Source organism: Gracilibacillus xinjiangensis (genome assembly GCF_042651765.1).
Lineage (GTDB): Bacteria > Bacillota > Bacilli > Bacillales > Amphibacillaceae > Gracilibacillus > Gracilibacillus xinjiangensis.
Genome location: NZ_JBHSDT010000002.1, coordinates 1 through 22,158 on the forward strand (window position 1 = coordinate 1; position 22,158 = coordinate 22,158).

Annotated in this window: 16 protein-coding genes and 1 other annotated feature; of the genes, 7 read left to right on the plus strand and 9 right to left on the minus strand. The window is 35.6% G+C overall.

Annotated features, from left to right (window positions below):
• Nucleotides 1-398: 398 nt before the first annotated feature.
• Together leuS and rlmN are read right to left on the minus strand one after the other, a co-directional pair.
• Nucleotides 399-2,816: a leucine--tRNA ligase gene (leuS, locus tag ACFOY7_RS01605; RefSeq protein WP_390248734.1), complete on the minus strand. Its 2,418-nt coding sequence runs from the start codon at nt 2,814-2,816 to the stop codon at nt 399-401.
• A gap of 81 nt (nt 2,817-2,897) precedes the next feature.
• Nucleotides 2,898-3,117 (minus strand) — a binding site (T-box leader).
• A gap of 132 nt (nt 3,118-3,249) precedes the next feature.
• The gene (gene rlmN / locus ACFOY7_RS01610; protein ID WP_390248736.1) at nt 3,250-4,320 is read right to left on the minus strand and encodes a dual-specificity RNA methyltransferase RlmN; all 1,071 of its coding nucleotides are present in this window, start codon (nt 4,318-4,320) and stop codon (nt 3,250-3,252) included.
• A gap of 712 nt (nt 4,321-5,032) precedes the next feature.
• Between rlmN and ACFOY7_RS01615 the strand changes: the two genes are divergently transcribed.
• Both ACFOY7_RS01615 and ACFOY7_RS01620 read left to right on the plus strand, forming a co-directional pair.
• Nucleotides 5,033-5,233 (plus strand): cold-shock protein, encoded by a 201-nt coding sequence (locus ACFOY7_RS01615; protein WP_089740234.1) that lies wholly within the window; start codon nt 5,033-5,035, stop codon nt 5,231-5,233.
• 361 nt (nt 5,234-5,594) lie between these two features.
• Nucleotides 5,595-6,593, plus strand: a complete 999-nt coding sequence (locus tag ACFOY7_RS01620; protein WP_390248739.1) for an LLM class flavin-dependent oxidoreductase — start codon at nt 5,595-5,597, stop codon at nt 6,591-6,593.
• A gap of 97 nt (nt 6,594-6,690) precedes the next feature.
• Here the strand turns inward: ACFOY7_RS01620 and ACFOY7_RS01625 are convergent, their stop codons facing one another.
• A complete protein-coding gene (locus ACFOY7_RS01625) occupies nt 6,691-7,857 on the minus strand; it encodes a serine hydrolase domain-containing protein (RefSeq protein ID WP_390248741.1) in 1,167 nt (388 codons plus the stop codon).
• Between the two features lie 204 nt (nt 7,858-8,061).
• On the opposite strand from ACFOY7_RS01625, the gene ACFOY7_RS01630 reads away from it, so the two are divergent.
• On the plus strand, nt 8,062-10,080 hold the full coding sequence (locus ACFOY7_RS01630) for a penicillin-binding transpeptidase domain-containing protein (RefSeq protein WP_390249212.1): 2,019 nt from the start codon (nt 8,062-8,064) through the stop codon (nt 10,078-10,080).
• A gap of 28 nt (nt 10,081-10,108) precedes the next feature.
• Here ACFOY7_RS01630 and ACFOY7_RS01635 read toward each other — a convergent pair whose 3' ends face one another.
• Both ACFOY7_RS01635 and ACFOY7_RS01640 read right to left on the minus strand, forming a co-directional pair.
• Complete coding sequence (locus ACFOY7_RS01635; protein WP_390248743.1) at nt 10,109-11,104, minus strand: Gfo/Idh/MocA family protein; 996 nt, start codon at nt 11,102-11,104, stop codon at nt 10,109-10,111.
• A gap of 106 nt (nt 11,105-11,210) precedes the next feature.
• Complete coding sequence (locus tag ACFOY7_RS01640; protein ID WP_390248745.1) at nt 11,211-11,654, minus strand: IDEAL domain-containing protein; 444 nt, start codon at nt 11,652-11,654, stop codon at nt 11,211-11,213.
• A gap of 189 nt (nt 11,655-11,843) precedes the next feature.
• On the opposite strand from ACFOY7_RS01640, the gene ACFOY7_RS01645 reads away from it, so the two are divergent.
• From ACFOY7_RS01645 to ACFOY7_RS01660, 4 genes are all read left to right on the plus strand, one after another.
• Nucleotides 11,844-12,884 (plus strand): FUSC family protein, encoded by a 1,041-nt coding sequence (locus ACFOY7_RS01645; protein ID WP_390248747.1) that lies wholly within the window; start codon nt 11,844-11,846, stop codon nt 12,882-12,884.
• Between the two features lie 244 nt (nt 12,885-13,128).
• Nucleotides 13,129-13,815: a 5-oxoprolinase subunit PxpB gene (pxpB, locus tag ACFOY7_RS01650; RefSeq protein WP_390248749.1), complete on the plus strand. Its 687-nt coding sequence runs from the start codon at nt 13,129-13,131 to the stop codon at nt 13,813-13,815.
• Entirely contained in the window at nt 13,812-14,771 is a 960-nt protein-coding gene (locus tag ACFOY7_RS01655; RefSeq protein WP_390248751.1) for a 5-oxoprolinase subunit C family protein, read from the plus strand. Before pxpB ends, ACFOY7_RS01655 begins: the two co-directional genes overlap by 4 nt.
• Nucleotides 14,762-15,484: a 5-oxoprolinase subunit PxpA gene (locus ACFOY7_RS01660; RefSeq protein ID WP_390248753.1), complete on the plus strand. Its 723-nt coding sequence runs from the start codon at nt 14,762-14,764 to the stop codon at nt 15,482-15,484. Before ACFOY7_RS01655 ends, ACFOY7_RS01660 begins: the two co-directional genes overlap by 10 nt.
• A gap of 110 nt (nt 15,485-15,594) precedes the next feature.
• Here the strand turns inward: ACFOY7_RS01660 and ACFOY7_RS01665 are convergent, their stop codons facing one another.
• From ACFOY7_RS01665 to ACFOY7_RS01680, 4 genes are all read right to left on the minus strand, one after another.
• Nucleotides 15,595-16,227 (minus strand): DUF624 domain-containing protein, encoded by a 633-nt coding sequence (locus tag ACFOY7_RS01665; RefSeq protein ID WP_390248755.1) that lies wholly within the window; start codon nt 16,225-16,227, stop codon nt 15,595-15,597.
• 77 nt (nt 16,228-16,304) lie between these two features.
• Complete coding sequence (locus ACFOY7_RS01670) at nt 16,305-17,327, minus strand: LacI family DNA-binding transcriptional regulator (protein WP_390248756.1); 1,023 nt, start codon at nt 17,325-17,327, stop codon at nt 16,305-16,307.
• Nucleotides 17,328-17,770: 443 nt separating this feature from the next.
• Complete coding sequence (locus ACFOY7_RS01675; protein WP_390248758.1) at nt 17,771-17,953, minus strand: cold-shock protein; 183 nt, start codon at nt 17,951-17,953, stop codon at nt 17,771-17,773.
• Nucleotides 17,954-18,120: 167 nt separating this feature from the next.
• Nucleotides 18,121-21,939 carry a bacterial Ig-like domain-containing protein gene (locus tag ACFOY7_RS01680; RefSeq protein WP_390248760.1) on the minus strand — a complete coding sequence of 1,273 codons (3,819 nt, stop codon included), beginning with the start codon at nt 21,937-21,939 and terminating at the stop codon, nt 18,121-18,123.
• Nucleotides 21,940-22,158: the final 219 nt, after the last annotated feature.

The following is a 22,158-nucleotide window of genomic DNA, read 5'->3' on the forward strand; positions in this document are numbered from 1 at the left end:
ATGTATTAGGCACGCCGCCAGCGTTCGTCCTGAGCCAAGATCAAACTCTCAATAAAGACTTGCACATGAAAGTGCTGATGTCGATGTTGCAACACGGATGTCGCGAACTTATCGACGTCCATTTGATCTGCTCGCTTCTATAAGCTAGCTTGTTCTTACTTTTTAATCATACTGGTTGTTTTGTTCAGTTTTCAATGATCAATGTCTGAGCGACAAATAAATTATAACAGAATTAACTTATATTTGTCAATAAAGTTTATTTTATTTCGTCGAGAACTCTAACTATATTACACATTTTGATTTTAAAAGTCAACAGTTAAATTAGATTTTTAGTTTATCATTATAAAATATGTAAATAAAACGCACTTGGTGAAATAACACAAGTGCGTTTTAGCCATTTAATTTGCCACAATGTTAACTAATTTACCTGGTACAGTAATTACTTTACGAATTGTTTTTCCTTCAAGCCTTTCCTGGATAGATGACTCTTTTAAAGCAATTTCTTCAATTTCTTCTTTAGTTGCATTTTTATTAACCATTAACTTTGCTCTAACTTTGCCCATAATTTGCACAACAATTTCCACCTCATTTTGAACCAATTTAGATTCATCAAAACTCGGCCATTGCTCATAAGCTATTGTCTCTTCATGCCCAAGTAAAGTCCAAATTTCTTCCGCTAAGTGTGGTGCAACAGGCGACAGTAATTTGATAAATCCTTCAGCAAAATTCTTCGATATATTCTCCGCTTTATATGCTTCATTTACGAACACCATCATCTGTGAGATTCCTGTATTGAAACGCAAATCTTCGAAATTTTGTGTTACTACTTTTACTGTTTCATGGTATGTTCTTTCTAACTCTTCTGTACTTTCAGCAGCAGAAACTTTTTCTGTAAGTTTTCCTTCATCTGTTACAAAAAGTCTCCAGACTCTATCTAAAAATCTTCTCGCACCGTCCAAGCCATTAGTTGACCATGCGATTGATGCATCAAGCGGTCCCATAAACATTTCATAAAGTCGTAAAGTATCAGCACCATGTGTTTCAACTATTTCATCTGGATTTACTACATTCCCTTTTGACTTACTCATCTTCTCATTATTTTCACCAAGTATCATACCTTGATTATATAGCTTTTTAAATGGTTCTTTTGTTGGCACTACTCCAATGTCATACAAGAATTTATGCCAGAATCTTGCATATAAAAGGTGAAGTACAGCATGTTCAGCACCACCAATATACACATCGATTGGTAACCACTCTTTTAATAATGAAGGATCCGCTAATTTTTCTGAATTCTTCGGATCAACGTATCGAAGGAAATACCAACAACTTCCTGCCCACTGCGGCATTGTGTTTGTTTCACGGCGACCTTTCATACCTGTCTTAGGATCAACTACGTTTACCCAATTATCAATGTTAGCTAATGGGGATTCTCCTGTGCCAGAAGGTTTAATTTCACTAGTTTTCGGTAACACAAGTGGTAAATCTTCTTCGGACACTGCAGTCATTGTTCCATCCTCCCAATGGATAATTGGAATTGGCTCCCCCCAATAGCGTTGTCGGCTAAACAACCAATCTCTTAGTCGATAGGTAACTTTCTTTTCTCCTTTACCGTTAGATTCCAACCACTTGATCGCAGCCTTAATTCCATCCTCTTTATTCAATCCATTTAAAAAGTCAGAATTAATATGCGGGCCATCACCAGTAAAAGCTTCCTTCTCCACATCTCCACCATCTAGAACCGGGATAATCTCAAGGTCAAAGGTTTTTGCAAATTCATAGTCACGCTCATCATGGGCAGGTACTGCCATGATTGCCCCTGAACCATAAGACATTAGAACATAATCAGCTACCCAGATAGGCAGCTTAGCTCCATTTATTGGATTAACTGCATAAGCCCCTGTAAAAACCCCTGTTTTATCTTTAGCTAAATCTGTTCTTTCTAAATCACTTTTCGTTTTGACTTTATTAATGTAATCATCTACTGAATTTTTTTGTTCAGTTGTTACGATTTTATCGACTAAAGGATGTTCAGGTGCTAACACGGCATATGTTGCACCAAATAGTGTATCTGGCCTTGTTGTAAAGACAGTAAATGAATCTTCATAACCGTCAATGCCAAACACAACTTCCGCACCTTCTGAACGACCAATCCAATTTCTTTGCATATCTTTAATACTTTCAGGCCAATCTAACTCTTCTAAATCTTCCAGCAGCCGATCAGCATAGGCTGTTATTTTTAACATCCATTGCTTCATAGGTTTTCGTTCAACTGGATGACCGCCACGTTCACTTTTACCATCAATAACTTCTTCATTAGCCAGAACAGTTCCTAGTGCTGGACACCAGTTAACAGGAACTTCATCAATATATGCGAGTCCCTTCTCATATAATTTCAAAAAGATCCATTGAGTCCATTTATAATAATCTGGATCAGTTGTATTTACTTCACGATCCCAATCATAAGAGAAGCCTAATTCTTGTATTTGGCGTCTGAATGTATTGATATTTTTCTCTGTGAATTCTGCAGGGTCATTACCTGTATCCAGAGCATACTGTTCTGCCGGTAAACCAAAAGCATCCCAGCCAATTGGATGAAGTACTTCATAGCCTTGCATTCTTTTCATTCTTGATAAGATATCTGTTGCTGTGTAACCTTCGGGATGCCCAACATGTAAACCAGCCCCAGAGGGGTATGGAAACATATCTAGTGCATAGAATTTTTCTTTGTTTGAAGCTGTATTTGTCGCAAATGTTTTATTATTTATCCAATAATCTCGCCATTTTTTCTCAATAGCATTATGATCATAAGCCATCTTAATTTCCTCCTTTTATACACTTTAATCACTCAAAAAACATACGTTCTATAATACAAAAAAATCCCCCTCATCCCAAAAAAATGGGACGAGAGAGATTCCCGCGGTACCACCCAAAATTAGTGTGTTATTACTAATACACTCACTTCATTTCCTTAACGCGGATCACGACAAAAGCTACTTCCATTTTCACTTTTGTAACATCAGAGGTGAGTTCATAAAGATCAGGAGTGGCTTGCACCATACCGCCACCTCTCTATATCCTGATTACTTTACTAATAATCCTCTTCATCGTTTATTTATATACATCAATAAAGTCATGAAATTAGATACATTCGTTTACTTTCTGATAGTTTAAAGAAATGTCTGAATTTTGTCAAGTTCTGAAAAACAGCATTAATGCTCCCTTTATTTAGTAGTACAAATTCCTATATTATGCTTTTTGTTTTTCTTTCTGCATTTGCTTACTTCTTAATTGTCCACAGGCAGCATCAATGTCTGTACCATGTTCTACACGGACACCACTATTAATGCCATTCTCTAATAATATTTGATAAAAGTCGAGAATTGCTTGTTTTTCACTTCGACTATATTGATTATGCTCATCAACCGGATTGTATGGAATCAAGTTAACATATGATAAATGACGTTTGTTTTTTAGTAGCTGTACTAATTGTCTCGCTTCTTCTTTATGATCATTTACATCTTTCAACAAGATATATTCAAAAGTGATTCTTCGGTTGGTCTTTTCTAAATAATAGTCAATTGCCGGCATTAATTTTTCGAGTGGGAATGCCTTGTTTATTTTCATTATTTTTGTCCGTAACTCGTTGTTCGGGGCATGTAATGACAAAGCAAGATTCACCTGGATATTTTCATCAGCAAAGTCATAAATCCGCTTCGCTAAACCACTTGTTGAAACCGTAATATGGCGGGCGCCGATTGAAAGTCCTTTTTGCTCGTTAACAATGCGCAAAAAATTCATCGTATTATCATAGTTGTCGAAAGGCTCACCGATACCCATAACAACAATATGACTTACTCTTTCTTCTTTACCTTTTTTATCTAAATCTTTTTGTACTTTCATAATTTGTTCGACAATTTCACCAGCATTTAAGTCCCTGTCCTTTGTTAACAAACCGCTGGCACAGAATGAACAGCCAATGTTACAACCGACTTGGGTAGTCACACAAACAGAATAACCGTAATTAAACTTCATTAATACTGTTTCTATTAAGTTTCCATCAGTCATTTTGAAAAGAAACTTAATCGTTCCATCTTTTGACTCTTGTTTAATCTCTTCCTTTAGTGTACCAATAACAAAGTTTTCTTCTAATAATAACAGGCACTCCTGATTAAGGTTATACATTTCTTGAAAATGATCTACTCTCTTTTTATATAGCCAATCCCATATCTGCTTTGCTCGGAATTTTTTTTGTCCATGTTCCACTAACCAATCTGCCAATTCATTTAGTGTGAATGAATAGATTGACCTTTTATCCATTAACGATACCTCATTTCATTTTAAACCAAATAATCCATCATATTATCTTAAACTGTAGCAGCTGTTTTTGCAATAGAAGGTATTATTATCTTAGACATTATTCTCCTTTTTAATAAATACTTCGTTAACCAGATGTATAATTAATAATACTCCTAGCACCCATGTAATAATGGGAGGAAAAATAAAAGCCTGAGAAATACTTTCTAAAAATGGAATCTCTAAAGCATCACTTAACTGAAATGTTAAACGATAACTCTTATAACAATTAGAATGGTTAAAATAATGAAGAATGCTGTATTTGTAAATAACAAAATCATACGAATGTTTTAAAGCCTCATTAATACCTTCAATCTTCTTCCCCTCTTAAAATATACCTAGTTCAGAGTTTAATACAAAATCATCTCTATTAAAATATTTTCTCGTTTCCTTTCTATTCATGATAAATCTCAGTCTGATCATGATATAACGAAATTGAAGAAGTCTTACGTTGCCTCATGGCTGATATAATAACAGATCCATTACAATGGGAAGTCAAAAATATTTAATTTTTTCGGGGAGACGCTTGCAATTTATAGTTCCGCTTGTTATAATGAATTTAGCTATTTTGTTCGATGACACCTTCAAGTATCGTAACGTTAAGTTTTCGTTTTGAGGCAAGAGCAAGAATAGTAATACATTTGTGTGAACGGTTCACACTAGGAGGAAAAGAAATATGGTACAAGGTACAGTAAAATGGTTTAACGCAGACAAAGGTTTTGGATTTATCGAAGTTGAAGGACAAGATGATGTATTCGTACACTTCTCTGCTATCCAAGGCGAGGGCTTTAAAACACTTGAAGAAGGTCAAAGCGTATCTTTCGAAATCGAAGAAGGTAACCGTGGACCACAAGCTGCTAACGTTACAAAAAACTAATTAGCACTTAATAAAAAACACTAGTTGTTTCGACAACTAGTGTTTTTTTGTAGTTTTTTTTTAAAAAAAACTTTACAGCAAGGACTAATGTTACCTTCATTTTTTCTCATAATATACTATTAGTTTTTCAAAACAAATAATTTTTTCTCAAATCCGTTGATCAGCCCAATTTCTTTCAACGAATCAGCCATTCGTGCTTTCTCATATGGCAAAATTAGAACAACAAAAGTTCTAAAAGGAGCTTTTTTCAGCTTTTCTTAATTGCATTTCAAATTTCCCTCTTTAAGCAGATTATTAGACGAACTTTGCTATTCAGCGTATCATCTTCTTCGATAGCAAGTAAAACATAGGAGTGAATAAAATGAGCCAAGTTTTTTCAAATATAAAATTTTCGGTCTTAGATCTGGCACCTGTATTGGAGGGGCATACTCCATCACATTCCTTCACAAACAGTGCAGATTTAGCCAGGCATGCTGAGGAATGGGGGTATCATAGATACTGGTTAGCAGAACACCATAACATGCCTGGCATTGCAAGTTCTGCTACATCTCTTGTCATTAGTCATGTTGCAAGTAATACTAAGAAAATTCGTGTAGGTGCTGGGGGCATCATGTTACCAAATCATGCACCATTAGTAATTGCCGAACAATTTGGTACACTAGATTCACTCTATCCAAACCGTATCGATTTAGGATTAGGACGTGCCCCAGGAAGTGATCAAGCAACAGCTTATGCTTTAAGACGGACCTTAAATAGCAGTCCTGAAGATTTCCCGCTTCAAGTGGATGAATTAGAAGGATATTTTGCCGGAACAGAAAGAGTAAAAGCGATTCCTGGAAAAGGATCCAACATTCCAATATGGTTATTAGGTTCGAGTGATTTCAGTGCAAAACTTGCTGCTAAAAAAGGTATGCCATTTGCTTTTGCTAGTCATTTTTCACCTGATTACACATTACCAGCTTTACGCATGTACCGGGAGCACTTTCAACCCTCTACCCAGTTAGATAAACCATATGTAATGGTAGGTGTTAACATAATTGCGGCTGAAACAACTGATCGAGCAAAATGGTTAGCCACTTCCACACAACAGCAATTTCTTAACCTGATTCGTGGTGCACCGTCTGAATTAATGCCCCCAATTGATGATATAGACAGAGTGTGGAACGTTTATGAAAAAGCTTCAGTAGAAAAAAATATAAATAGTAAAACCACAATCGTCGGGGATAAAAAGACAGTACAAGAAAAACTGCAATTATTCATTGAGGAAACAAAAGCTGATGAAGTTATTATAAATGGACAGATTTATAATCATGATGATCGCCTATATTCCTATCAGACAATTGCTGACATTGTAATGTAAATTATCTTTGAAATAAGCCATTTCTATAACATAGATCATAAAAGGTGAACCATGATTGCCTTACAACTTCTGCGATGAGTCACCTTTTTTACTTGATCTATTCAATCAATCCATAGACAACGTTACGGATTCTCGGTTGGTGATATGTCTCTAAATTCGGTAACATCTGTTGCATATATACTGCAGATAACTGATTTTTTGGATCAATTAATACATAAGTGCCTGCGAGGCCTGACCAACCGAATTCACCAATTTCACTATTACTTCCACCTAACGTTTGATCTAACATAACCCTTACTCCTAAACCATAGCCGTAACCATTCTCATAACTCCAACCCAATTCTGGCAGCAACTTTTCGTTTAAATGATTTTGAGCCAGTAACTGTATCGAATATTTACTTAACAAGCGACAGTCACCAAGTTCCCCTCCCATCGCAAGACAGTGTGCAAACTTCTGGTAATCCGCTAATGTTGAAAACAGACCAGCACCACCACTTTCTATGATAGCAATCGGCTCCGCATGTTTAGCCAACATAGTATTATGAGTTAGAGTTCCATCCTCATTTCGGTCATATAATCTAGCTAATCGATGTTTTTTACTATCAGGTACTTGGAAAAAAGTATCTTCCATTTGCAATGGATTAAAAATATATGTAGACAAATATTGCCCGAAAGACATACCAGTCACCACTTCGATTAATGCACCTAAAACATCATGACTCAATCCATATTTCCAGTGGGTTCCAGGTTCAAACTCTAAAGGTAATCCCGCTAACCTTCTCGAAAATTGTTGTAAAAGAGATTCTCCCGCCTTTTCTTCTAATTGACTCACTTCTCTCATCACCATTGATGTTAGTCGTTCTACCTCTGTTCCGTTTCCTCCATAGGTAAGTCCTGATGTCATTTTAAATAAATCCTTTACTAATATCGGCTTCTTCGCCGTTGATGTTTTAAGATTAATACCACTCCCGGAATGATAAACTTCCATTTCTTTAAATTCTGGGAGATACTCTGCTATCGGGTCTGTAAGTAAAAGCTTACCTTGCTCTAATAATTGCAATGCCGCAACACATGTGACAATTTTAGTCATCGAGAAAATACGATAGATAGTATTTGAATCAATTAGGATCCCCTCTTCTTTGTTTGCATAGCCAACGTAATTTTCATAAACAGTTTGAGAACTTTTCATAACAGATAATGCTGCTCCACTTGGTCCATTTTCAACAAAATGATGTAAAAGCTCGTCCAATCTTGTTTCCCTCATCATAACCACTCCCATGTATTCGCTTACTTTATTTTACCACAATATAGAGATTCTGTTAAACACGTGCATTAATTCCAAAAAATTAGTATAATATAGTATAGAATATAATATTTCATTCAGATAAAAACGTATTGACTTGGACAATACGTTTTTTAAAAGTAAACATTTTCCAACAATATAAAAGGGGTTTTCCAATTGAAAAAAATGTTACTGTTTTCATTCGTACTCTTCTTGATTATTATAACGGGATGCCAACAAGAAGATGAGGTGAAACCAGAAGAACGATTACAGGAATACGTGGACCATTGGGAATCATATGATTTTAATGCCATGTATGATATGGTAGCCGCAATTGAAAAAGAGGATTTTATAGAAAGATATGAGAAGATATATTCCGATATTGGTATAGAAAATTTGCAAGTTAATTTTGATTTTCCTGAACAATCAGAATCAGAGGACAACAATGACGAGGAAACCGAATCTGCCGTTTTTCCGATACATGTAAGTATGGATTCTGTAGCAGGTACGATTTCATTCGATAGCGAAATTGAAATGGTAAAAACAACAGAAGTTGTGGAGGAAGAAGAAAAAACAAATTGGCTAGTCAATTGGAACGCCGGCCTTATATTTCCAGAAATAGAAGATGGCGGAACCATTGGATTAAGGACTGTTGCACCTGTAAGGGGACAAATCTACGACCGAAACCGGCAAGGATTAGCTATCAATGAAAGTATTTATGAGATGGGTGTTGTACCGGAAGCTTTCACTGAAAATAGTGATTCCGAGAAACAACAAATTGCCGAATTATTAGATATTACAGTAGAAGAAATTGAAGCAAAATTAAATCAAAATTGGGTACAACCAAATCTGTTTGTTCCATTAAAGGTAGTACCTAGTTTAGCTGAAAAGGATCTAGCAGGAGCGGTTAATGAAATTAAACCACTCACCTACCAGACTACTGTCGGGAGAATTTATCCTTTCGGCGAAGCAACTGCTCACCTAGTTGGATACATTGCCCCTATTACAGCCGAAAAGCTAGAGGAAGTTGATGAAAATATATACAATGAGAATGACCTTATCGGTTATCGTGGATTGGAAGAATTGTTTGAAGAAGAATTACGCGGTGAAGAAGGTATAGTAATTTATGCAGAAAAAGAAGGGCAAGAGCCTACCATCATTGTTGAAGAAGAAGTGAAAAATGGCAAAAGTTTTAATCTAACGATCGATGTAAATGTTCAAAATGAATTGTATTACTCTCTTAATGGCGAGGCTGGTACCGCATCTGCAATAAATCCCGGTACTGGAGAAGTATTGGCACTAGTAAGCAGCCCATCATTCGATCCAAGTGCATTTTTATATGGACTAAGTTCAAATACTTGGGATAAATGGAACAATGACCCGAACACACCACTTTTGAATAGATTTGCTTCAACCTTTGCACCAGGCTCTGTATTTAAACCTATTACAAGTGCTGTAGGATTAGCAAATGGCTCCATAGATCCAAATGAAGGTGTGGAGATTAATGGTTTAACTTGGCAAAAGGAAAGCTGGGGAAATTACCGCATTAAAAGAGTATCTGAATCAACAGGATTAGTTAACCTTGATAATGCATTGGTTCGTTCTGATAATATTTACTTTGCAATGCAGGCATTAAAAATGGGAGAGGATGCTTTAGTATCGGGTATGAAGAAGTTCGGTATTGGAGAAGACTTTCCATTTACTTACCCTATTCAAGCAAGTACAATATCGTCTGATGGTACATTAGGAAATGAAATTTTACTTGCTGATACGAGTTATGGGCAAGGTGAAGTACAAATGAGTGCACTTCACTTAGCAAGTTCATTTTCTGCTATTCTTAATAATGGGACAATAATGAATCCTACTTTATTAATGGATGAAGAAGATAGCCAAGTATGGAAAGAAGGAATTCTCTCTAATGAAAATGCTGCATTGTTGAAGAAATCACTGCGACGTGTTGTTACTGATGGAACGGGACAAGAAGCTAATATTTCTTCAGTAGAGATTGCTGGCAAAACAGGTACTGCCGAGCTGAAACAGTCACAAAATCAAGAAGGCGGCCAAGAAAACGGTTGGTTTGTTGGTTATCCGATAGATGATAGTATGATTGTTTCCATGATGGTTGAGCATATTGAAGATAAACCAAACGGAAGTGGCTTCGTTGCGGAAAAAGTTGCCAATGCCATCTCCAACTTAAACCGATAAAGCGAGCTGCTTAGCTCGCTTTTTTATTTTACAACAAGATGGGTCTATTTTCTTTACTGCTTTGATAGGCAGCATCTAATACCTTCATTTGATTTATCATATTTTCTATAGAATAAGTTAGCGGCCGGTCTTCTATAATCGCCTCAGCAAAATCCTCAACCATTAATTTATACTGGTCTCCGGCGATTCTGTGAACATATGTTTTTCCATTAACAGTCTTAACAGTAATTTCACCTTCCATGTTCTCGTTCGTATCTGGACGATAAGCGGAAGTAACATTTATTATTCCTTTAGACCCAACAACCTCATAATTCTGACGTTGGAATGAATCAAAGCTTGAGTCAAACAGCGCCATTTTCCCATCGGCAAATGACAGCAGACCACTCATTGTTGTATCTACTTGAAGATCAGCTCGACTTGTTGAATTTGCAAAAACAGAACTTGGTTCATCATCAAATATAGTTCTTATGGAATGTAACGTATAGCAGCCTACATCAAACATCGATCCACCACCGAGGTCATTACTTAAACGAATGTTCGAACGGTCCTCTAGATAAAAGGAAAAACTTGCACGCATTAGAGATATTTCGCCAATTTCGCCATTGGCAATAATTTCTTTCACTTTGTCATGCTGTGGATGGAATTGATACATAAACGCTTCCATAACCACTACTTTATTTTGTTTTGCAGCTAATAAAATTTCTTCTAATTCAGTATTATTTAAAGCAATCGGTTTTTCACATAATACATGTTTTTTATGTTGACATGCTTTTATTACCCATTCTTTATGTAACGAGTTTGGTAATGGAATGTAGATTGCATCAATATCTGGATCTTTAAGTAAAGCTTCATATGTATTATACGTTTTATCTATTGATAATTTTTCCGCTGCTACTTTAGCAGTTTGATCATTTCGACTTGCAATCGCAATTACCTCTGCATTTTTAGAACGTTGAATAGCTGGAATCACTTGTGTACGACCAATTTGTGCTGTACTCAGTATTCCGAATTTTAAAGTAGACATAAACAGATTCCCCTCCTAATGGTTTCCTTTTATCACAACAAGATAATTATATAATAGTATACTGCAATAGAAAAGTAGCAGGAAAATAACTACCTGCTACAGATGTTTACATTTCAATTAATTTAGTTGTATAGAAACGGAATTTATCAATATCTTTTTCATCTAGTGATTTATCGATCAACCTTAACAAATTGTTCCGTTCTAATTCCATTATGATATAATCTATATGATCCGTTTTCTCCATCGGTTTCTGCAGTGATATATACGGGGTTAATATTTGTGATAAATGTTGTTGAAAATCCTTTACTTTCAATAAATCTACTAATGATATTCGATTATATTTTTTCCCTTTTTGAAAAACAAAGACAGCATCTTTATTTTCTATTTCTTTCGTTTCACGATTGATTCGGATTTCACGAGATTCAAGCGGTACAAAGTGATATACTTTTTCATCCATTAAAAGTGAGAAATATTGATATGCCAACACCACCCGAATGTACTTGCCTTCTTCTTTCACATAATACGGTTTAAACATTTTTATAGAAAGCAATTTGAACACCTCCTCAAATTCCCGCTTGGATTATAAAATAATGATTATTCTTATTTTACATTATATGCAGTAAATAAGAAAGCGTTTACACTTATGTTTTTATATTTTTTATCTACCCCATAATCGTAGTATTAATTTTTTGTTTGCGATATACTAACAACTAGTATTTTGTAAGGAGTTCAATTAATTATGATGAAGAAATTACGGATAAGAATTTTCGGCAGACGAGTGATCAAAACCGCATTAGCTGTATTTCTTACCTCCCTTATCTGTCAATGGATAGGATGGCCTGCAGTTTTTGCCGTGATTACGGCTATTGTTACGATCGAACCAACTGTTGCTTCGTCTATTAAAAAAGGAATTATTCGATTTCCAGCCTCAGCAATCGGTTCATTCTATGCTGTTATATTTATTTACTTTTTCGGTAATTCCCCGATTACTTATACACTTGCAGCACTGTTTACCATTATTACCTGTTTCCGTTTAGGGCTGAATGCGGGGTTACTTGTTGCAACATTAACCTCTGTAGCAATGATTGAGGTTATTCACTCTAATCTCTTGATATCATTCCTCATTCGTCTTGGAACAACTACTATTGGTTTACTTGTTTCCACATTAGTAAATATGTTTGTCTTACCTCCGAATTATACGAAAAAGATCTCATCTAATTTTGAGGTCTTGCTAAAGCAAACTGGTGAGGCGCTTGGGATGGTCACAAAAATATTAATACAAAATAATAATAATAATACGTTCCATCGTGAAGATGTGGATCACAGGTTTCAGCAATTGAAAGTTGCTCTTGATAAAACAGATGAACTTTTGCAATATCAGGCAGATGAGACGAAGTACCACCGCCTAAAGGAAGATACAAAAAAATTATTTGAATTAGAGCAGATAAACGTTGCAAAATTGAGACTTGTTCACTATCATATTGGGAACTTAATAAACACTCCTGTCAAGAGTGTTTGCTGGTCCAAACAAGAATGTGAAGATATAATAAATATGGTCAATACCCTTGTCGATTTTATGAAGTTTCCAGATCACTATAAAGCGAACGCATATAAACAGCAAGTTAAGAAGTTAATGGAACATTTTTGGAAGAATAATATCCCAAATGATAAAGAATATGAGAACTTGTTTTCATCTGAATTGATTATTTTATATGAATTATTGTCAATTTATAATCTAACAGAGGAAATCATAAAAAATAGTCCGGATATAGCTAAATAAAAAGAACCAGGTTAAATTTAATTGGATGCCTGGTTCTTTCTTCTTAATAAATACTTGCCAATTAAACATAATTATATTTAAAATTTCTTATCAAGCTGTTTAATTCTTCGGCTAGTCTTGCTAATTCATCCGACCTGGATGATACTCTTCCATTGAGATTGAGCTGCTTGCTTGTTGAGGAAAAGTCGAGAATCTATTTTCTTTTATAGCAGATTTCGCTAAAATATATTCGGGGGTGTCAATCATGCAAATGATAAATATTGCAGAAAATGCACTAATGATAAAATTAGGTGACACACTTCATCCACGTGCTCATCAGCAGTTAATTGCATTACAGAAAGCGATAAACACCAGTAATAAATCTGAACTAGTTGAAGCAGTTATCGGCTACACAACTTTAGTAATATATTTTAATCCATTACAAACTTCTCACAATAAGGTAGCAGAAATAATCAATGAACTATGTAACCATTCCTATGAAAATTCCACCTCTCCAACATTACATCATATTCCTGTTTGCTATGAAGAGGAGTTTAGTCCTGATATCCATTATGTTGCTAAATATAATCATTTAACTATAGAAGAGGTTATCAATCTGCATTTATCACCAATCTATACAGTATACTTTATTGGTTTCTCACCTGGTTTCCCATTTCTTGGCGGGATGTGTGAAGAGATAGCAACACCTAGAAAGGCAACACCCCGCCAATCTATCCATGGCGGTTCTGTTGGGATTGCCGGCAAGCAAACAGGAATCTATCCAAGTGAGTCACCTGGCGGTTGGCAGGTTATCGGGAGAACTCCAAAACAATTAGTAACTGTAGATAACAAAATACCAACACGATTCCAATCAGGGGATCAAATTAAATTTTACCAAATTGATTCAAGAGAATTCGCAGAAATTGCTGCTTGTAAGGAGCCAGGTAAATGATAATAATAGAAGAAGGCATACATACAACAATTCAGGACTTAGGTAGATTGAATTATCGTTCATTTGGTTTTTCTCCAGGTGGACCTATGGATAATACTGCGATGAGACTTGCTAATTACCTGGTAGGGAACGAGGATAGCGAAGCTGTACTAGAGATGTGTTTCATGGGACCAACAATAGAATTCACGTGTGACACAGTTATTGCAATAACAGGAGCTGAAATAACCGCCAACTTAAATGGATACAGCTTCCCATTGCATCGCCCAGTTCTTATAAGAAAAGGAGATATATTGCAATGTCGCGCATGTAAACAAGGAATTTATGCCTATCTATCGATCAAAGGCGGTATTCGTATTAATAAAAAACTAGATAGCAGAAGTATGATTGCACGCTTGGGTAATCAGGATTTTCTTTCGAGAAAGTTAAAAACAAATGACCAATTACCGATAAGGCCTTTCTCCTTAAAACATAAAATTAAATGGAAGTTAGATAAAAAAATTTTTGAATATATCCATAAAGATCGTTCAGTTATTCGTTTTCTAGAGGGACCTCAATATAGCTGGTTTAATAAAAATCATTTGACAGAAACGTTTTGGCAAGTTTCACCTAAGTCGAACAGAATGGGATATCGTTTAATCGGGAATAAAGTAGAAACATTACGTAATGACCAGCTTTTAACGGAACCAGTCCAGTTTGGTGCAATACAAGTTCCACCTGGCGGAGAGCCAATTGTATTAATGGCTGATGGTCAACCTACCGGTGGTTATCCAAAAATTGGCCAAGTGATTCAAGTAGATTTACCTGCCTTAAGTCAAATGACACCAACGAGAAGATTTACATTCGAGAAATGTTCAATGAATTCAGCAATTGCACAATTAACTTTGCACGAAAAGTTTCTAAATCAGCTTAAACAAACATTGTTATATAAATGGAGGGAAATACTGAAATGGAATTAAATTGCGACTTAGGGGAGAGCTTTGGACGTTACCGAATTGGGAATGACTTAGCGATCATCCCATTCATCGATGCAGCTAATATCGCTTGTGGTTTTCACGCAGGAGATGTGCAAACAATACAATCTACCGTTCAACTTGCTAAGGATCATCAAGTTCGGATTGGTGCACACCCTAGCTTTCCAGATTTACAAGGATTTGGTCGGCGGAAAATGGAGTTTAATGGCTCAGAAATATATGGAATTGTGTTATATCAAATTGGAGCACTAGCTGCTTTTACTAAAGTACAGGACACACAAATTCATCATGTAAAACCTCATGGAGCACTTTATAACATGGCTTCTCAAAACAAAACAATAGCTAAAGCTGTAGCTCAAGCAGTATATGATTTTGACTGTAACTTAATATTATATGGCCTTGCCAACAGCTGCTTAACAGAAGCAGGAGAAGAGCTTGGTTTACAAGTAGCACATGAAGTATTTGCTGACAGAACATATCAGCCTGACGGAACACTGACCCCTCGTGATGAGAAAAATGCAGTTATTCATAGTATGGAAGATACCCTCAAACAAGTCGAGTTAATTTTAAACGAACAGACTGTTATTGCAACGAATGGAACGAAGATAAACTTAAGAGCTGATACAATTTGTGTTCACGGTGATACACCTGAAGCTTTGGAGTATGTTCAGACATTACGAAAACTTGTAAAGCAATGAACTCTTCATATAATTTGGTAATCAGCAAGTATTGGAAAAATTCGGTCCTTAACAGCAACCAGTTCCCCATCTGCCAACAAAATAAAAAACCATCTCATTCTTTGAGATGGTTATCTGTACCGATACTTTAACAAACATTGATCTAAAAAGTCTGTCGGGAGTTTCTTTACAGCATGTTGCCAGACCTGCATGTGGATAAAGGAAAACAAGCTAATAAATAGCGGAATGGTTAAGGGTAAATAGGCCGATATTAGACCAAATCCTATACCAACCCCTGCAATTAAAAGAATATGCGGCATTAAAGCTACTGAAGCAACCGATGCGTTCTTCCAAAGATTAATCCCTTTAAGGTGTGATGTTACAATTAAAGGCACTATGGAAAGAACAATGAAAAAAATTATTCCAATCACAAACAACCATATCGCTTTAATTACAAAGAAATCACTGCTAACGAATGAAAAAATGAATGCATCATAATAAGCAAGTAAAATTAAAACAAATCCAGCATTTAATCCAAGATACAACGTTTTGCGAAAATAGTATTTAAATGAATGAAAGAAACTTTTCCATATTCCTAGTTCAAATCCATTCTTAGACCACTCTAACACAACCGCATACATTGACATAGTAGCTGGAATAACAGTAATAATGCCTAAAGAAAAGAAAAACCAAAATAGTTGCAATGTGATAAAGCATGCTGCAATATGAACAGTTCGAAATAGCACGGAATCACTTGTAAACATCCAATCACCTACTCCACAACATTTAGTTTTATTTATCTTTAAAGATTATAACCACTTCCCCAAAAAATAAACCTTTTTTATAAGATTTTTTTGATTTCACCAGACTCTCTTATAATTAATTCAGGATCAACGTAAACAGATTTCTGCACCCTCCGATCATTAATTAAATCATACAATACATTTGCAGCTAACTTACCGATTTTCACTTGATCTTGCCTGACTGTGGCAAGTGATGGGCTGCTATAACGACATGCTTCTATATCATCACATCCAATTACTTTTATATCATCAGGTACAGATTTCCCAGCTTCTTTCAGTGCTCTTAATACACCCAGTGCCATCAGATCAGAAACTGCAAAAACGGCGTCTGGCACTATACCCGATTGTAATATCTCTTTCATTTTGAAATAGCCGCTTTCTTCTAAATAATCCCCATGCTTTATCCATTCATCTCTATATTCCATTCCATATTCTTTCATTCCTTCAAGAAATGCTTCTTTTCGTTGATTGGATATGACAGAATCCCCAGGACCGCCAATAAAAGCAGGCTTACGAAGCCCATTCAAATAGAAATATTCAACAACTTGACGTGAAATCTTCTGATTATCTGTCATTATATAGCTGGATCTCTCCCCAGTCAGTTCTAAGTCGACTGCTACTGTCGGAATATCACTTTGGTCAAGTCGGTAAACAGCATCTTCAATCTGTTCCCCGGCAATAACTAAACATCCGTCCAACTGGTAGTGCTTGGCTCTGGCAACATAATCTTCCTTTCCTATATTAAACGATTGATTGGAAAAGATTAAAATATCATAGCCTAACTGGCCAACAGCATTTTTAAAAGAATTAATTACTTGATTAAAAAAAGGATGATTAAATTCAACATTTACTTCCCCTGCATATATTAAACCAATCATATTAGATTTTTTTGTCGCTAATGCTTTTGCTGAAAAACTTGGCTGATAACCAGTTTTTTCGATAATTCCTTTTACTTTTCTGATGGTATTAGGGCTAATGCTGCCAGTTTGATTAATAACTTTTGATACCGTGCCTGGTGAAACCCCTGCCATTTTTGCGATTTCTCGTATGGTTAACTTCATTTTATATATCCCTCTGCAATAACGGTGTATAATTTATTCTAATAAAAAAGCCAGATCTTTCTGAAATCTTAACGAACGTATAGTAATGAAAAAATGATCGAACTCCCTGTTACTATACTAATTATCTGTATGTACTCCGCCCATAAAACGAATCTAAGTATCACTATTATACACGATAACTTTGAAAATAGATGAATAAATGGATAGCAAATTTGCTTATTTTTATACCATAAGTTCGGGTGTTTTTAGGGAAGAGCAAAGTAGCGTTCAAACAAGGCAGTATCTTGAGAAGGTTCACCAGTAAAGCTGGTTTGATTCATTATAAACTCATTTTACATAATATATTCGCTTAAGACTTATTTTTGTATTCCTGTTCTCTATTTGTTGTTTTATAAAATTAAGAAGAACTGCTCTCTATTGAAAAGAAAGCAGTTCTGTAAATGTTATTTCATTTCTGGTACCACTCTAACTTCTTTTTCCATTTCTGATTGGCATATGGGGCAGACTGGTTTTTTGTCAAAAGAATAATTCTCTCGCATCCATCCTTGGCAATCTTCACTGACACATGACCAGACATTAGTCTCAACGTTTTTCACCGGTTCTTTTTGATTATTGAAATAAGCCATTCGGCACTCCCTTTCATGGGTACTACTTCTATTATACGCTTATTTCTTAATAAATACAAAGTTTTCCGAGAATTACTGTTAAGCACCTTCATTAAAAAGATTATTGTATTTTTAGGCAATTTGTGTGCTGCGAAATAATCTCCTCTCGTCTTCAACAACTAACTTTTTTAGTAATGCGCCATAAATTGGTTTAAAATATCCCAAGTATCTCCCCAATTAATTTGACCATTTGCATCTCTTTCAATTTCTATTATCTCTTTAAGTACAGATAAAACATCTTCTGGTACATTATTATCAGCTAGATTAGCAGTTTTCTTCCCATCATACATAAAATTCTTCTCACTAAGAAGTCTTGATGGATATTCATCTGCAGCATTACCCTCTTTAGTATGGAATGAGACAAATCCATCAATCAAGAAATCTTCTTCAATTCCAGAGTAGGTAATAAAAGTGATATTTCCGCCCGCATTGTCAAAAGCATAATTATTCTCTGCAATCACGCCTGGATTACTGTTACTTGAGAATCCAGAAGCTCCGTTACCAAATGCTACACTGTTTCGGATAACATGGGGTACATGCACACCTTCTCCACCAAGTTTAAACCCATTTTGGCTGCCTTTACCTTGAGAACTTCCAGTTATATAACCATTATTATACGCAATGCTGTTTTCTATTGTAACAGCACCAATTGCTCCTGTTCCAACTTTTGTATAAAGATCCCAGCCATCATCAATATTATTATGTGAAACGGAACCACGGAAAACATTGCCTTCTCCTACTGTTAATTTTGCTGCAAAGCCATCTGCATTGTTTTCGGAAGGGTCTCGGTTATCAAATGAAATACTGTTAAGCACTAGGTTATAGGCTGGCCAGTCCTCTATCGTGTTCGATTGGTCGGTTCTACTAATCTGCAAGCCGGTATCACCATTTTCATAGATAGCAACATTCTCAATAATATTGTGACTGCCACCAATATTGTATCCTTTCATGTTCGGCGCAGATCTTTTAAAATCAATTCCTTTTACATGCCAATAATCCCCACTATGGATTACACCCTGTGTTCTTTTATCAAAGTCAATTACAGGTCGGTTACCCGCATCAGGGTCTGCCATTAATACTTTCATCTCGTCTTCTGTACCGTCATTATATTTTGCTATAAGAAGCGGTTGGTTACGTATATAATGACCTTCTTGTACAATGATTTGCTGACCCTTGTGTACATAATCAATGGCAGTGTCTAAGTCTAATGGTTGTTCTCTAGAACCATCTCCATTAGCTGAGCCATCTGGTGCAACATAGATCTTCCCACCATTAAAAACCTTCATCGATACGGTAAAATTACGTATAATTGGACTGTAATCTTCTAAATTTTGTGTATCATCTGGCAGAAATACTACACTAAAGTTAGTATCTTGATTAGTTGCTAGTGTTGTTTCTAACTCAACTAACTTGCCTCCAATAACATCCACCTCTTCTGCAACCACTTCCAATCCTTTTCGAACGGATGCTACACCATTAACATTCGACTTAAATTTAAATGAATAAGATTCATCTCCTGTTTTTTCTAATGACTCAATATCAAGACTACTTGCCAGAGGGGCTTTTGGCTGTTCCAATTTTGGAGCATCTGTTTTAGTAGAACTCACTTCCAATTCTATATCCCTAACTTCGATTGTTGCAACACGCGCTGTATAGAATCCTACATACATTTTGTCATTCTGAACATTCAGTATTTCTGGTTCAAAAATTATATGCTCTTCGCCATCATTTAGTTGCCCAATAAAACCACTATTTGTTTTTGTTAAAGTCAGGTGATAATTGGTCTCTGTTGTTTCGGCTGTTGGTTTCTGTTCTTCGATCATGGTATGTTGCAAACCTTGGCTGCCTGTCCCATCAGGTGCCTCTACGCCAGTCCTTACAAAAAGCTGTGTTCCATTGGGTTCTTTTGTACTACCGCTAAATCCGCCTATAGCCGCTATGTTAGAGGCGAACACAGCAGAATCACCTTCAGTTCCTATTGCGTCTCTTGCCATAATCCCAAAAGATTCTTGACCGTCATGAGGGTTTTTGGCATAATCTAATACTTTGATATCTGCAGATAGGACAAAGTTGTCTTCATTCGCATCTAATTCTGTATAGTAATAAGAAATCCCATCATGGTCCCCAGTAATTTTACCTGCTTCTTTAGCAGCTAGTTTTATGGCCCCATCATCTGATACCTCTATAGTATTCTTTTCAGGAGATGTTGACTGACCGAAATTTATTGACTTCCATTCATGTTCTTGATGTTCACGAACAGTTACCTCGTATGATATTGGTAATAGTTTATTATTTTCAGGTTTTACTATAATTTCATATACACCAGGCGCTTCACTGTCAAATCCGGACGAATCAATCGTAAATTCCTCTTCATCAAGAAGCGATCTATCCCCATTATCATACACTTTTGTTATTGAGATTCCTTCATTTTCAAAGGATTCACCAACCAAAAAAGTCGTTTGAGGGTAGTTGTCTATCTCAATACTTTGTAGTTCCCTTTCTTTCACTTTAATTGGTAAAGAGGCTTCTGCCTTTTTATATTGCACTGTCAGCTCCTTTTCACCAATTTTTTTAGAATCAAATCCTCGAACATCGAAGTCATTTGGCATTAATCTAACAGCTTCACCGTCTGTATAAACAGCGTAGATCGTCATACCGGAAAGGTCAAGTTCATCCTCTAAGAAATAGGTTTGTTTCTTTGGTTTTTGTCGTATTTCTAATTCTTTAATTTCTGCATCACTTACTTCAACATCAAAGGTTGTTTTTACTTTCGGCTTTTCTTTAGAAGTTATGACAATTTCTTGTGTTCCTTGCTTATTAAGTATAGCGCCTTTCTCAACTTTCTTTCCATTAATAGTTATATTATAGAAATCATCTGACACTTCCTTTATACTATAGCCATCATTATAAGTTGCTTCGACTAACAATCCTTCTGGTTTAAAGATATCATTTACATAATATCTTACTTTTGCAGGATAATATTTCACCTCTAATTTTGTCACTGTTAGAGGGAGAATTTCAACATCGATAGTTTTTGAGAGCCCATTATAGTGTACTGTTAAAGTGTTTGTACCGATCTCATTACTATTAAAATCTGTAACAAAGTAATCATCTGATGTGAGTGTTTCAGTTCCACCATCTTCATATACTGCTAAAACCTCAAGCCCTTTCAGATCCAATTCTTCTCCAACTAAGTATTCACGTTTTTGTAATTTGTTCGAATTAACCTTAATAGCGCTTACATTTCGGGATTCAGTAATCGATATCTCGCTGAATGTGACCCTTGCATCTCTTGCAGCATAAACACCGACATGTATTTCATCGGAGAATAATTCTTTAACAGTAAAATATTCTGAATCTCCGTTAGATGTTACAATATAAGTATCACCAGATTTCCGAATAGATAAGTGATATTTTTCATCTTTCATAGGTATTTTATTTGTTGGAAATGAATCCAATTTTGTCAAAGAACCTTCTTTATAAAAACCTTTGATTTTTTGATCTAGTGCACCTGCAGCTACATAGTTTGATTCATGACCTTCAGAATTTTGATGCTCACCAATTGAATCACGTAGCATTAGACCAAAAGATACTTGATTATTCGCACCTATATACTCCACCTTAGCTGTTGCAGTTATTTCAAAATTTGCATCAGCAGAAATAGAGTCATGTAAAAATGAAATACCATCAACGCTACTTGATACTTTTCCGCCATTGGCTTCTATTGTAACTGCATTGTCTGATTGGACTAAAATGTCTGGATTAGTTTCAATAGAAGTATTAGATCCAAATACATTAAATTCCATTTCCCTTTCTCCAATTGTAAAGTTTCTTGAGAAATCAGGTAGGTTTTCACTAGACTCTGCTGCTAAACTTAATAATTGGAAATTAGATATTAATAGAATAGCTATCGCAAAAATTGCGAAATTCCGCTTATGTTTTCTCACAATTAAATCCTCCCTCAATAAAGTTTATTTTTCTTCCAAACACTCATTTATTCTCACAATTCATCATCACCATATAGTGAACCTACCTAGATCAATGGATATAAATTGTATCTTTCTTAATATTTACAGATGGGGGAACCTTCCTATCTTTCAAACTGGATTAGTTTTGGAAAATGAAGGTATAACCGCGCTTAGGAATCTCCACACAAATCACAATCT

Coding starts and splice junctions, on each gene's coding strand:
- ACFOY7_RS01630 (WP_390249212.1), top strand. CDS start 8,062: ATGTTACTGTTTTCATTCGTACTCTTCTTGATTATTATAACGGGATGC.
- ACFOY7_RS01670 (WP_390248756.1), bottom strand. CDS start 17,327: ATGAAGTTAACCATACGAGAAATCGCAAAAATGGCAGGGGTTTCACCA.
- ACFOY7_RS01620 (WP_390248739.1), top strand. CDS start 5,595: ATGAGCCAAGTTTTTTCAAATATAAAATTTTCGGTCTTAGATCTGGCA.
- rlmN (WP_390248736.1), bottom strand. CDS start 4,320: ATGGATAAAAGGTCAATCTATTCATTCACACTAAATGAATTGGCAGAT.
- ACFOY7_RS01645 (WP_390248747.1), top strand. CDS start 11,844: ATGATGAAGAAATTACGGATAAGAATTTTCGGCAGACGAGTGATCAAA.
- pxpB (WP_390248749.1), top strand. CDS start 13,129: ATGCAAATGATAAATATTGCAGAAAATGCACTAATGATAAAATTAGGT.
- ACFOY7_RS01635 (WP_390248743.1), bottom strand. CDS start 11,104: ATGTCTACTTTAAAATTCGGAATACTGAGTACAGCACAAATTGGTCGT.
- ACFOY7_RS01675 (WP_390248758.1), bottom strand. CDS start 17,953: ATGGCTTATTTCAATAATCAAAAAGAACCGGTGAAAAACGTTGAGACT.
- ACFOY7_RS01615 (WP_089740234.1), top strand. CDS start 5,033: ATGGTACAAGGTACAGTAAAATGGTTTAACGCAGACAAAGGTTTTGGA.
- leuS (WP_390248734.1), bottom strand. CDS start 2,816: ATGGCTTATGATCATAATGCTATTGAGAAAAAATGGCGAGATTATTGG.
- ACFOY7_RS01625 (WP_390248741.1), bottom strand. CDS start 7,857: ATGAGGGAAACAAGATTGGACGAGCTTTTACATCATTTTGTTGAAAAT.
- ACFOY7_RS01660 (WP_390248753.1), top strand. CDS start 14,762: ATGGAATTAAATTGCGACTTAGGGGAGAGCTTTGGACGTTACCGAATT.
- ACFOY7_RS01665 (WP_390248755.1), bottom strand. CDS start 16,227: ATGTTTACAAGTGATTCCGTGCTATTTCGAACTGTTCATATTGCAGCA.
- ACFOY7_RS01655 (WP_390248751.1), top strand. CDS start 13,812: ATGATAATAATAGAAGAAGGCATACATACAACAATTCAGGACTTAGGT.